Here is a 12,542-nt window from a genome sequence, read left to right on the forward strand (position 1 = left end):
GCTAAATCAACTCACAAACTGACGGAACAGCGCTTTACCCTTTAACAGTCGCGTGCCGAGCCAGCCTCCGCAAAGAGAAAGCAGCACCGCACCGCATAGAGGCAGGATCAACCAGAGGCGCCAGTCAGGCTCCCAAGGGAAGTCGAAGACCTTTGTCTGCAGCACCGCCAGCGCCGTCTCAGCGCCAATCGCCGCGACCAGACCCGCCACCAGCCCCAGCAGCGCAAACTCGCTCCAGAGGGTCATGCGCAGCAGGCGCTTACCCGCCCCGAGCGTGCGGTAAACTATCAGCTCCTGATGACGCTGGCGCATGCCCACCTGCACCTGAGCCAGCAGCAGCAGCACGCCGCAGATCGTCACCAGCACGACCATGACCTCAAGCGCGCGGCTGACCTGCTCCAGCACCTGCCCCACCTGTTTCAGGATCGCGCCAATATCCAGCAGGCTGACCGTCGGGAATTCCCGGTTAAGCTGCGTCAGCATGCCGTTGCCGTTTTCCCAGCGGAAGCTGGTCAGCCAGCTCTGCGGCTGTCCGTCCAGCGCGCCCGGCGGGAAGATAAAGAAGAAGTTTGGCCGCAGGCTTTCCCAGTCCACTTTACGCAGGCTGGTAACTTTCGCGGTAAAATCCTGGGTATCACCGGTGAAGGTCACGCTGTCCCCGAGCTTCACCTTCAGGCGCGTCGCCAGCCCCTCTTCCATAGACACCTCCCCCGCTTTCGGCGGCCAGCTACCGGCCGTAATCGGGTTATGGTCTGGACGTTTCTCCTGCCACGTCAGGTTCAGTTCGCGGTTCAGCGACTCGTCCTTGTTCCCCTCGGTTGACTGGCCGTTGATCTGCGTCAGACGCGCGCGAACGATGGGGTAGAACGACTCGGGGATAATGTGATGCTCCGACAGGAAGCCCTTCAGCGGCGCGACCTGTTCCGGTGCGATGTTGATCAGGAAATAGTTCGGGCTTTCCGGGGGAAGCTGCTGCTGCCAGCGATCCAGCAGATCCCCGCGCAACACTAAAAGCAGCGCCAGCAGCATAAACGACAGAGAAAAAGCCGACAGCTGGCTTAGCGTTGACCAGGGCTGATGCAGCAGGCGGTTGACCGCAAGCCGCACGGGCAGGGATTTTACCGTCAGCCTTTTCAGAACGTTGAGCAGTATCCAGCCCAGCACGCCGCACAGCAGCGCCAGCACAACCGCCCCGGCCAGCACCGCCCACAGCAGCGTGCTACCGCCCATCAGCCAGGCCAGCAGCCCGACAGCGACGGCAATAATCACCGGAAGATAGAACTTCAGCGGCCAGACGTTCGCCACCACATCATTGCGCAGCACGCGCAGAGGCTGCGTCGCGAGCAGCAGCCTGTACGGACGCAGCCCCACCAGCACCGAAATCACCGTCATCGCGCCAATCGCCCACAGCCACGGCCAGAGGCTGGCTGGGGGCAATGCGGTCGGGAGTACCGGTTTCAGCATCACCATCAGCAGCTTTTCAAACAGCAGCCCCATTATCCCGCCACTGAATGCCGACAGCACCAGCAGCATCAGCCACTGGCCAACGATCAGCTTGCGCAGCTGCTTGCGCCCCGCGCCGAGGGTTTTAAGGATCGCCACCAGGTCGTAGCGGCTGCGGCAGTAATGCCCCATCGCCACGGCAACCGCCGCCACCGCCAGCAGCAGGGTCAACAATGCCGACAGCAGCAGGAACTGCTGAGAACGCTCCAGGGATTTACCGAGCGCCCCCTCGTCCTGCTCCAGCCCGTACCAGCGGTGCTCCGGCTTGAGCTGCGGCAGAAGCCATTTTTCATACGCCTCAAGTTGGGCAGGCGTGCCGCCAAACTTGTAGCGCCAGGTCACGCGGCTTCCCGGCTGGACGGCATGGGTTGCCGGAACATCCGCGGTGTTCATCAACAGGCGCGGCGCAAGCTGGAACGGGTTAAAGCCGGAGTCGGGCTCCTGCACCACTTCCCCGGCGATTTTCAGCGTCGCGTCGCCCACGTCGATACTGTCGCCGGGTTTCAGGTTCAGAAGCGCCATCAAGCGCGATGCCAGCAGCACCGTACCGGGCATCGGCTTTAACCCCGGCGGGCTGGTTTGTAATTCACCGTACATCGGGTAGACGTCGTCCACGGCTTTCACGCTGGCGAGCTGCGGGGTGTCTCCCGCGAAGGTCATGGTCTGGAAGGTGATTTGCTCCCCCACCTTCAGCCCTTCTTTGCGCGCTTCCTCAATCCAGCCAGGCGGGACGGGACGCGAACTTTGCAGCGCCCGGTCCCCGGCCATAAATTCGCGGCTCTGCTGGCTAAGCCCTTTTTCCATGCGGTCGCTGACGCTGCCGAGCGCCAGCACGCAGGCCACCGCCAGGCTTAACGCCAGCCAGACAATCAGCAGCGAGGGCGAGCGCCACTCGCGCCAGAACCAGCGGGCAATCATGCTTCCTCCTGAAGGATACCGTTCACCAGCCGCAGGCGACGGTCGCAGCGGGCGGCCAGCTGCGGATCGTGCGTCACCAGAATAAGCGTGGTGCCATGTTCACGGTTCAGCGAAAACAGCAGGTCAGCAATTTTGTCGCCGGTTTTACGGTCAAGGTTGCCGGTGGGCTCATCGGCAAACAGCACCTCGGGGCGTCCATTAAAGGCGCGCGCCAGCGCCACGCGCTGCTGCTCGCCCCCGGAAAGCTGGGCGGGAAGATGGTCGAGGCGCTTGCCCAGACCGAGCTGTTCCAGCAGCGCCTTCGCATGCGTGCGGCTTTCGCGACTCTTTTCGCCGCGCAGCAGCGCCGGGAGCTCGACGTTTTCCAGCGCGTTCAGCGTCGGGATCAGCATAAAGGACTGAAAGACAAAGCCGATATGACGCGCGCGCAGCGCGGCTCGCGCCTCTTCATCAAGCTGGTGCAGCGGCTGCCCGACAAGGTGGACTTCGCCGCTGCTGCCGTCATCCAGACCGGCCAGAATCGCCAGCAGCGTGGACTTGCCGGAACCGGATTCGCCAATCAGCGCGATGGTTTCGGCGCGTTTGACAACGAGTTCAACTCCGGTAAGGATTGAAAGCTCCTGCTCCCCCTGACCGACGGACTTCTTAAGACGATGAACTTCAACACTGTTTTCCGCTGGCATTTGCCCTTCCTGTTTTTGATGCTGATGACCTTCCGCGCGGCGGCAGCGGACACGTTACTGATTCTTGGCGACAGCCTGAGCGCGGGCTACCGCATGGCGGCCAGCGCGGCCTGGCCGGCTCTGCTTAATGATAAATGGCAAAGCAAGACGACCGTTGTCAACGGCAGCATCAGCGGCGATACCTCTCAGCAAGGGCTGTCGCGCCTGCCTGCGCTGCTCAAGCAGCATCAGCCGCGCTGGGTGCTGGTTGAACTGGGCGGTAATGACGGCCTGCGCGGCTTCCAGCCTCAGCAAACCGAGCAAACGCTGCGCACCATTTTGCAGGACATCAAGGCGGCAAACGCCCAGCCGCTGCTGATGCAAATTCGCCTGCCCGCCAACTACGGTCGTCGGTATAATGAGGCCTTTAGCGCGATCTACCCTAAGCTTGCCAAAGAGTTTGATATTCCGCTCCTGCCATTTTTCATGGAAGAGGTCTATCTCAAACCCCAGTGGATGCAGGACGACGGTATCCACCCCAATCGCGATGCGCAGCCGTTTATTGCCGACTGGATGGCAACGCGGCTGGCTCCTTTAGTTAAACATGACTCGTAATTCAGCGGAGTTCCTGACAGGTAAAGTTATGCAAAAATCGGTCTTAATTACAGGATGTTCCAGCGGAATCGGTCTTGAAAGCGCGCTCGAATTAAAGCGCCAGGGATTTCGGGTGCTGGCAGCCTGCCGCAAGCCTGACGATGTCGAGCGCATGAACGCAATGGGCTTCACCGGCGTACAGCTGGATATGGACTCGCCGGAGAGCGTTGAACGCGCCGCCGACGAGGTGATAGCCCTGACCGACAATCGTCTGTACGGGCTCTTTAACAATGCCGGCTACGGCGTATATGGCCCGCTGGATACGCTCTCGCGTGAAACGCTGGAGAAACAGTTTTCAACCAATTTCTTTGGCGTGCATCAGCTCACCATGCGTCTGCTCCCGGCCATGCTGCCGCACGGCGAAGGGCGCATCGTAATGACATCGTCAGTGATGGGGCTGATTTCTACCCCGGGGCGCGGCGCCTACGCCGCCAGTAAATATGCGCTGGAAGCCTGGTCCGATGCCCTGCGCATGGAGTTACGCCACAGCGGCATCAAGGTCAGCCTGATTGAGCCCGGCCCGATCCGCACCCGCTTTACCGAGAACGTTAACCAGACGCAGGCGGATAAGCCGGTCGAAAACCCCGGCATTGCCGCACGCTTTACCCTCGGGCCAGAGGCGGTGGTTGCCAAAGTGCGCCATGCTTTTGAGAGTGAACATCCGAAGATGCGCTACCCGGTGACGCTGGTCACCCATGCCGTAGGCTGGTTAAAGCGCCTGCTGCCGGGCAGGATAATGGACAAAATTTTACAGGGTTGAGTTGAAGCGACGACGCTTATCCCCCATGTAAAGAACAAACCGACAAAAGAGAAAGCCGCATGTCCGTACAGAATATCGTCAATATTACTGAAGCAAACCTGCAACAGGTCCTCGAACAGTCAATGACCAAACCGGTGCTGTTCTACTTCTGGTCTGAGCGCAGCCAGCACTGTCTACAGCTGACGCCGGTGCTGGAAAGCCTTGCCGCCCAGTACAACGGGCAGTTTATTCTCGCTAAGCTGGACTGTGACGCCGAGCCGATGGTCGCGTCGCAGTTTGGTCTGCGCGCCATTCCAACCGTCTACCTGTTCCAGAACGGTCAGCCTGTTGATGGCTTCCAGGGACCGCAGCCGGAAGAGGCTATCCGCGCCCTGCTGGATAAGGTGCTGCCGCGCGAAGAAGAGCTTAAAGCGCAGGAAGGCATGGCGCTGATGCAGGAAGGCAAATACGACGAAGCACTGCCTTTGCTGAAAGAGGCGTGGCAGTTGTCGAACCAGAACAGCCAGATTGGCCTGCTGCTGGCGGAAACGCAGATTGCCCTGCACCGTTCAGAAGACGCAGAAGCCGTGCTCAAGACGGTTCCAATGCAGGATCAGGACACCCGCTATCAGGGACTGGTAGCGCAGATTGAGCTGCTGAAGCAGGCAGCGGACACCCCGGAAATTCAGCAGCTGCAGCTGCAGGTCGCCGACAACCCGGCGGATGCCGCGCTGGCAAGCCAGCTGGCGCTGCAGCTGCATCAGGTAGGACGTAACGAAGAGGCGCTGGAGCTGCTGTTCAGCCACCTGCAGAAAGATCTGGCTGCCGCAGACGGCCAGGCGCGCAAGATGTTCCAGGAGATCCTGGCCGCGCTGGGCACCAGAGACGCGCTGGCGTCGAAGTATCGTCGTCAGCTGTATGCGCTGCTGTACTGATAAAAAAGCCCGGTGGCGGCTCCGCCTTACCGGGCCTACAAAAGACGGTTTACGCCGACTTTTTCAACTGCGTCACCACCAGTTGGTGACGCGCGTTGTAGAACTTCCGATACGTCAGGTAGCAGGCAATGATGGTTGACAGGCTCGCCGTGGAAAGCAGCATAAACGTCACCATGATCTGATACTTAATCGCTTTTACCGGATCGATACCGGCAAAGATTAGCCCCGACATCATGCCCGGCAGGCTCACCAGCCCCACCGTTTTGGCTGAATCCACGGTAGGGATCAGCGATGAGCGAATGCTCTCACGGATCAGCCGCGCCGAGGCCACCTTTGGCGTCGCCCCCAGGCTTAGCTTCTCCTGCAGCTGCTGCTGTTCGCTGCTGAAACGCTGGCCGAGGTTGTTGTAGCAAAGCCCAACGGCCACCATCGCGTTCCCGGCAATCATCCCGGAGATAGGGATAACCTGCATCGGCGTAAACTCAATCGAGCCGGAGAGCACCAGCACCGCCAGGGTGAGCGCCGTCCCGGTGGTAATCGCGATAAACGACGAGATAAACGCCTTATCAATATATTTACTGCGTTTCTGCGCGTTCCACGCCGCGTTAAAGCAGATAAAGAGCACCATCAGCAGCGTCAGCACCGCGTGGTTGACGTTGAAAATATACTTAAGCACATAGCCGACGATGATGAGCTGAATCACCGCGCGGCAGATGCTCCAGACAATATCTTTTTCCAGCCCCAGCTTTTCCCGGTAGCTGACCACAATTGCAATCAGCACCAGCACCATCGAAAACGCCAGAGATTCATTGGTAATGTTATGCTCACCCACGGTTGGCCTCCTGCATTTTCCCGCCGTGCGGCTGGAGCGTAATCACGTCATCCGCATGGGTAATTTCGTTTGAGTCATGCGTCACCCACAGCACGGCAATATTCTGCTCGCGGGCGTAACGATGAATAATCTCGTTGACGTTGCGTTTGTTGGCGTCATCGAGCGCGCTGGTGATTTCATCCAGCAGCAATACTTTCGGTAAGAACTGCAGATTACGGATCAGCGAGACGCGCTGCTTCTCTCCGCCCGAGAGCTCACTGACGGATTTGGTCAGCGTCTCCTTCGCCAGGCCAAAACGGGCCAGATCGTTGATGAATTTTTCCGGCTCCGGCGTTTTATTGCGGATTTGCCACGGAAAAATCAGGTTGTCAAAAACCGTGTCGCCAAAAAGCGTTGGCGTTTGTACGCAATAAGAGACCTGCTGGCGATAGCTTTCCGGAGAGAGGGACGCAATATCCTGCCCTTCAAACAGAATGGTCCCCTCCGTTGGGCTCAGAAGTGAGGCCACAATCTTCAGTAATGTACTTTTACCGCAGCCTGACGGCCCCGTTATTAGCTTGAACTCACCGGGAGAAAGGTTAAAGCCGACGTGCTGAAGGATCGTGTTATTCGCGACACGAAAGCCAACGTCCTTTATCTGCAAAACTGCATTTTCGTTGTTCATATTTTTTCCAGTAACCACCGAGCGTTATTAGCATAATCCGTGCCGCACGTTCGTCACAACGCGTTTTAGCGCCCCCTTTCGCCACCAAGACTTCCTATTGTGTTTAACGTGCATTCATTAGACATGCTTTACACTTTCGCTTTACAGTTTACGCCGTGACCTTAGCGACACTTCCGCATCCCTGGTTTAGAACATTCGTTAAAGTGGTGTTAAGCTCTGCCCGCAACACAATAAGGAAGTACCAGAATGTCTAATATTCACACTTTTTATGAGTTTTCTGAACTTGAACCTGGCGTGAAAACCATCGATCAGCTTCTTGCCGCTATTGCTTCAGAATCCGTTACGGCTTATGTGTTCGGGGGAGAGCTTGTCCGGTTTGTTAAGGGCCTGCTGAAGATGAAGCCGGTCATTCAGCTGAAGAATTGCCGCTTTGCGTTTGACAACGGCACTCGCTTCGTTGAAATCGACGGCAAAGGAAATGTCAAAGAGTTCGAGCCGGGCAAGGTTCCGGCCTGGTTCCAGTCTCCCGGTGAGTTTGCCCGCGGCCAGTGGCTGGTCAACCATGATTTTGCTGACCTGATGACGCCGGAATTTATCCGCGCGTTTATCGAACGCTTCCCGGACGTAAGCAAACGACGCGAACACGCGAACCTGCTGTTCGATCTGCAGCTTAATAAGCTGGCGCCCGCGCAGCCCGCAGCGAAAAAGACAGGCAACGTTCAGGGCAAAACGACCAAACCCAAAGTCACCGATCTGCAGTCTTTCGAACTCTTCAGCCAGTTTTATGCGCGCATGAAAACGGCAGTGTGTGCAGACCAGTTCCCGACGCTGCAAATTCTGACGGGACACGACGCCGTCAACGACGCGCCCAGCTCTCTGAAAGGCGCGGTACGCACCTGGTTCAAAGGGATCACCGGTCAACTTCCGCCGAACAACAAGCGCGTTGGCGCAGGCAATGCGGAACTGTTCTGCGCACCGATCCGTGAGCAGCTGCAGCAGGTAGAAGAGATTGGGCTGGAAACCTTCTATCACGGCCTGTCGAAAGCCATCGCTGATGCGGGTGACGATGCGCTGATCGCTGACTTTACCTACAGCTACCACTGACACACCGCCCCGCCCGCCAGACGGGGCGAATTTTAGCCCATTAGCCGATATACTTACGAATAGCAAACACGCTCTTTTTCTCACCAAAGCATGCAAAACAGGAGGTTTTTATGCTCATCGTTGTTCCCGTCCTAATATTCGTTGCGCTGGTTATTGTGGGCGCAGGCGTCAAAATTGTCCCGCAGGGTTATCAGTGGACCGTAGAGCGTTTCGGCCGCTATACCAACACGCTGCAGCCCGGCTTAAGCCTGATTATCCCGTTCATGGACAGAATTGGTCGCAAGATCAACATGATGGAACAGGTGCTGGATATCCCCTCTCAGGAAGTGATCTCCAAAGATAACGCCAACGTCACCATTGATGCCGTCTGCTTTATTCAGGTGATTGATGCCCCGAAAGCGGCCTATGAGGTGAGCAACCTGGAGCTGGCGATCGTCAACCTGACCATGACCAACATCCGTACCGTGCTCGGCTCGATGGAGCTGGACGAGATGCTCTCCCAGCGCGACAGCATCAATACCCGCCTGCTGCACATTGTCGACGAGGCCACGAACCCGTGGGGGATCAAAGTTACCCGTATTGAGATCCGCGACGTGCGCCCGCCGGCTGAGCTTATCGCCTCCATGAACGCCCAGATGAAGGCCGAGCGCACCAAGCGCGCCTATATTCTGGAAGCCGAAGGGGTCCGTCAGGCGGAGATCCTCAAAGCGGAAGGGGAAAAACAGTCGCAGATCCTGAAAGCCGAAGGCGACCGTCAGTCCGCGTTCTTGCAGGCAGAAGCGCGTGAACGTTCCGCAGAAGCGGAAGCCCGTGCGACGCAGATGGTCTCCGAGGCGATTGCCGCCGGGGACATTCAGGCCGTGAACTACTTCGTCGCGCAAAAATATACCGATGCGCTGAAAGAGATCGGCTCCGCGAACAACAGCAAAGTGGTGATGATGCCGCTGGACGCCAGCAGCCTGATGGGCTCTATCGCGGGGATCGCCGAACTGATCAAAGACAGCGGAAACGAGCGTAAAAAATGATTGAGCTCATCGTTGCACATCCTCATGCCTTCTGGCTAAGCCTCGGTGGCTTATTGCTGGCGGCGGAAATGCTGGGCGGCAACGGCTACCTGCTCTGGAGCGGTGTTGCCGCTGTCATTACTGGCCTGCTGGTCTGGATCCTTCCTCTGGACTGGGCGTGGCAGGGCGCGCTGTTTGCCGTGCTGACGCTGGTCGCCGCCTGGCTGTGGTGGCGCTGGCTTAACCGCCAGGTAAAAGAGCAGAAACCGCTGGACGCGCATCTTAACCAGCGCGGACAGCAGATTATCGGCAAGCGCTTTACGCTCGACGCCGCGCTGGTGAACGGGCGCGGGCATATGCGCGTGGGCGACAGCTCGTGGCCGGTGGTGGCCGACAACGACCTCAGCGCCGGAACACAGGTTGAGGTCATTGCGGTGGAAGGCATTACGCTGCGGGTGAAAGCCTGCTAAGCGTGGGTTTTGCGATGGCAGCAGCCGGCAAGATTATCGATAATCGGGCAGTCGGCGCTGTCATCCCCCGGACAGGATTCCGCCAGCTGCAACAGCTGTTCGCGCATCGCCTGCAGCTCGATGATGTGGCGTTCAATCTCTGCCACTTTTTCCAGCGTGCGTTTTTTTACGTCGGCGCTGTGGCGCTTCGGATCGTTAAACAGGTTAACCAGCTCGCCGCACTCTTCCAGGTTAAACCCCACCTGTCTTGCCTGGCGCAGCAGCGTCAGTTCATCGAGATGCAGCTGCGTATAGCTGCGGTAGCCGTTTTCACTGCGCAGCGGTGGCGTCACCAGCCCCTTCTCTTCATAAAAGCGGATTGCCTTGCTGGTTAAGCCCGTTTTTTTTGCCACGTCACTGATATTCACTTTTCCCCCTTGACCTTCCCCTTGATGGAAGGTTTAACCTTCATAACAGTTAGCGAAAAGCGTTACTCCGGTCAACAACTGACCAATATATTATACGGGAGTTTTGTTATGTCTCACACTATCGACCTTACGCTGGACGGCCTCTCCTGCGGCCACTGCGTCAAACGCGTGAAAGAAAGCCTGGAACAGCGTCCTGATGTGGAAAGCGCTGAAGTGACTATCGATCATGCCGCCGTAACCGGCAGCGCCAGCGCCGACGCGCTGATTGATACCATTAAACAGGCCGGTTACGGGGCGGAGTTAAGCCACCCAAAGGCTAAACCGCTGGCAGAGTCATCATCCCCGTCGGAAGCACTGACAGCGGCCACTCCTGAGCTTCCGGCAGCTGATGATATTGATGACAGCCAACAGCTGCTGATCAACGGCATGAGCTGCGCCAGCTGCGTCTCTCGGGTACAAAACGCCTTGCAGGCCGTACCGGGCGTCGCGCAGGCACGGGTCAACCTTGCGGAGCGTACTGCGCTGGTGATGGGCAGTGCCTCCGCCGCAGATTTAGTACAGGCCGTTGAGAAAGCGGGCTACGGGGCGGAGGCCATCGAAGACGATGCCGAGCGCCGCGAGCGCCAGCAGGAAACGGCTATCGCCACCATGAAGCGCTTCCGCTGGCAGGCGATCGTTGCCCTGCTGGTCGGTATTCCGGTGATGGTCTGGGGCATGATGGGTGACAACATGATGGTCACCGCTGAAAACCGCACGCTGTGGCTGGCGATAGGCCTGATTACTCTGGCGGTCATGGTCTTTGCAGGCGGGCATTTCTATGCCAGCGCCTGGAAGAGCCTGAAAAACCGCACTGCGACGATGGATACGCTGGTCGCGCTCGGTACCGGCGCGGCGTGGCTCTATTCAATGAGCGTGAACGTCTGGCCCCAGTGGTTCCCGATGGAAGCGCGGCATCTCTATTATGAAGCGAGCGCGATGATTATCGGCCTGATTAACCTGGGCCATATGCTGGAAGCCCGCGCCCGTCAGCGCTCCTCGAAAGCGCTGGAACGCTTGCTCGATTTAACCCCGCCGACGGCCCGCGTGGTTACGGACGACGGGGAAAAAAGCGTCCCGCTGGCCGAGGTTCAGCCCGGCATGACGCTGCGCCTGACGACGGGCGATCGCGTTCCCGTTGACGGTAAGATAACCCAGGGCGAAGCCTGGCTGGATGAAGCGATGCTGACCGGCGAGCCTATCCCTCAGCAGAAATCAGACGGCGACGCCGTTCATGCTGGCACGGTGGTGCAGGACGGCAGCGTGCTGTTTACCGCCAGCGCCGTCGGCAGCCACACAACACTGTCGCGTATTATCCGCATGGTGCGCCAGGCGCAGAGCAGCAAGCCGGAAATTGGCCAGCTTGCTGACAGAATCTCGGCCATTTTTGTGCCGGTGGTGGTCGGCATTGCCCTGCTGAGCGCGGCTATCTGGTATTTCTTCGGCCCGGCACCGCAGATTGTTTACACCCTGGTGATCGCCACCACGGTGCTGATCATCGCCTGTCCGTGCGCCCTTGGCCTGGCGACACCGATGTCGATTATCTCCGGCGTCGGACGCGCCGCCGAGTTTGGCGTGCTGGTCCGTGATGCGGATGCCCTGCAGCGGGCGAGCACGCTGGATACCATTGTCTTTGATAAAACCGGCACGCTAACCGAGGGCAAACCGCAGGTTGTGGCCGTGAGCACCGCTGGCATTGCAGAAGAGGACGCGCTGCGCCTTGCCGCCGCGCTGGAGCAGGGTTCCAGCCACCCGCTGGCCCGCGCCATTCTCGATAAGGCGAATGCTTCTGCCCTGCCGCAGGTCAGCAATTTCCGCACCCTGCGCGGGCTAGGCGTCAGCGGTGAAGCCGACGGCCACGCGCTGCTGCTGGGTAACCAGGCGCTGCTCAATGAAAACGGTGTTGATACGTCCGCGCTGGAAGATGAGCTGAAAGCGCAGGCCTCTCAGGGCGCCACCCCGGTTCTGCTGGCGGTGGATGGCAACGCTGCCGCGCTGCTGGCCGTGCGCGATCCGCTTCGCCAGGACAGCGTGGATGCCTTACAGCGACTGCACCGCGCGGGCTACCGTCTGGTGATGCTGACCGGGGACAACCCGACCACCGCCAACGCCATCGCGAAAGAAGCCGGTATAGATGAGGTGATTGCGGGCGTGCTGCCGGATGGCAAAGCGGACGCCATCAAGAACCTGCAAAGTCAGGGTCGCCAGGTGGCGATGGTGGGCGACGGCATCAACGATGCCCCGGCGCTGGCCCAGGCGGACGTGGGGATTGCCATGGGCGGCGGGAGCGATGTCGCCATTGAAACCGCCGCCATTACGCTGATGCGCCACAGCCTGATGGGCGTTGCCGATGCGCTGGCCATTTCGAAAGCCACGCTGCGCAACATGAAGCAGAACCTGCTGGGGGCATTTATTTATAACTCGCTCGGTATCCCGGTTGCCGCAGGCATTTTGTGGCCGCTGACCGGCACCCTGCTGAACCCGGTTGTTGCGGGTGCTGCGATGGCGCTCTCGTCCATCACCGTGGTGAGCAACGCCAACCGTCTGCTGCGGTTTAAACCGAAAGATTGAACCTTGTTCTCGTACGCGCTAGCATGACCCTTTCCGGTCATGG

Annotated in this window: 12 protein-coding genes; 7 read left to right on the forward strand and 5 right to left on the reverse strand. The window is 58.9% G+C overall.

What is annotated here, in order from left to right:
• Positions 1-6: 6 nt before the first annotated feature.
• Both ybbP and ybbA read right to left on the reverse strand, forming a co-directional pair.
• Positions 7-2,421 carry a putative ABC transporter permease subunit YbbP gene (ybbP, locus tag AB8818_RS08835; protein WP_163331044.1) on the reverse strand — a complete coding sequence of 805 codons (2,415 nt, stop codon included), beginning with the start codon at positions 2,419-2,421 and terminating at the stop codon, positions 7-9.
• Positions 2,418-3,104: a putative ABC transporter ATP-binding protein YbbA gene (gene ybbA / locus AB8818_RS08840; RefSeq protein ID WP_041912055.1), complete on the reverse strand. Its 687-nt coding sequence runs from the start codon at positions 3,102-3,104 to the stop codon at positions 2,418-2,420. The genes ybbP and ybbA overlap by 4 nt, the downstream gene beginning before the upstream one ends.
• Here ybbA and tesA point away from each other — a divergent pair.
• Genes tesA through AB8818_RS08855 form a run of 3 tightly spaced genes read left to right on the forward strand, consistent with a single transcriptional unit; the run spans position 3,075 to position 5,411 of the window.
• A complete protein-coding gene (gene tesA / locus AB8818_RS08845; RefSeq protein WP_061098994.1) occupies positions 3,075-3,698 on the forward strand; it encodes a multifunctional acyl-CoA thioesterase I/protease I/lysophospholipase L1 in 624 nt (207 codons plus the stop codon). The two genes, ybbA and tesA, sit on opposite strands and share 30 nt — an antisense overlap.
• Entirely contained in the window at positions 3,688-4,497 is an 810-nt protein-coding gene (locus tag AB8818_RS08850; protein WP_192983370.1) for an SDR family oxidoreductase, read from the forward strand. Before tesA ends, AB8818_RS08850 begins: the two co-directional genes overlap by 11 nt.
• A 59-nt stretch (positions 4,498-4,556) precedes the next feature.
• Positions 4,557-5,411 (forward strand): co-chaperone YbbN, encoded by an 855-nt coding sequence (locus tag AB8818_RS08855; protein WP_192983372.1) that lies wholly within the window; start codon positions 4,557-4,559, stop codon positions 5,409-5,411.
• A gap of 49 nt (positions 5,412-5,460) precedes the next feature.
• On the opposite strand, the gene fetB is transcribed toward AB8818_RS08855, so the two are convergent.
• Together fetB and fetA are read right to left on the reverse strand one after the other, a co-directional pair.
• Positions 5,461-6,243, reverse strand: a complete 783-nt coding sequence (fetB, locus tag AB8818_RS08860) for an iron export ABC transporter permease subunit FetB (RefSeq protein ID WP_116341528.1) — start codon at positions 6,241-6,243, stop codon at positions 5,461-5,463.
• A complete protein-coding gene (gene fetA, locus AB8818_RS08865; protein WP_116341530.1) occupies positions 6,236-6,907 on the reverse strand; it encodes an iron ABC transporter ATP-binding protein FetA in 672 nt (223 codons plus the stop codon). Before fetA ends, fetB begins: the two co-directional genes overlap by 8 nt.
• A gap of 246 nt (positions 6,908-7,153) precedes the next feature.
• On the opposite strand from fetA, the gene AB8818_RS08870 reads away from it, so the two are divergent.
• From AB8818_RS08870 to AB8818_RS08880, 3 genes are all read left to right on the forward strand, one after another.
• Positions 7,154-8,011 (forward strand): hypothetical protein, encoded by an 858-nt coding sequence (locus tag AB8818_RS08870; RefSeq protein WP_192983374.1) that lies wholly within the window; start codon positions 7,154-7,156, stop codon positions 8,009-8,011.
• 110 nt (positions 8,012-8,121) lie between these two features.
• Positions 8,122-9,036 carry an SPFH domain-containing protein gene (locus AB8818_RS08875; protein WP_061099000.1) on the forward strand — a complete coding sequence of 305 codons (915 nt, stop codon included), beginning with the start codon at positions 8,122-8,124 and terminating at the stop codon, positions 9,034-9,036.
• Positions 9,033-9,485, forward strand: coding sequence for an NfeD family protein (locus AB8818_RS08880; protein WP_116341534.1), 453 nt, complete (start codon positions 9,033-9,035; stop codon positions 9,483-9,485). Before AB8818_RS08875 ends, AB8818_RS08880 begins: the two co-directional genes overlap by 4 nt.
• On the opposite strand, the gene cueR is transcribed toward AB8818_RS08880, so the two are convergent.
• Positions 9,482-9,892, reverse strand: coding sequence for a Cu(I)-responsive transcriptional regulator (gene cueR, locus AB8818_RS08885; protein WP_080328025.1), 411 nt, complete (start codon positions 9,890-9,892; stop codon positions 9,482-9,484). The genes AB8818_RS08880 and cueR overlap by 4 nt on opposite strands.
• 108 nt (positions 9,893-10,000) lie before the next feature.
• On the opposite strand from cueR, the gene copA reads away from it, so the two are divergent.
• Positions 10,001-12,499 carry a copper-exporting P-type ATPase CopA gene (gene copA / locus AB8818_RS08890; protein WP_192983377.1) on the forward strand — a complete coding sequence of 833 codons (2,499 nt, stop codon included), beginning with the start codon at positions 10,001-10,003 and terminating at the stop codon, positions 12,497-12,499.
• The last annotated feature ends 43 nt before the right edge of the window (positions 12,500-12,542 follow it).

The sequence above is a fragment of the Enterobacter sp. KB-280D8 genome (assembly GCF_041399405.1).
GTDB lineage: Bacteria > Pseudomonadota > Gammaproteobacteria > Enterobacterales > Enterobacteriaceae > Enterobacter > Enterobacter cloacae_N.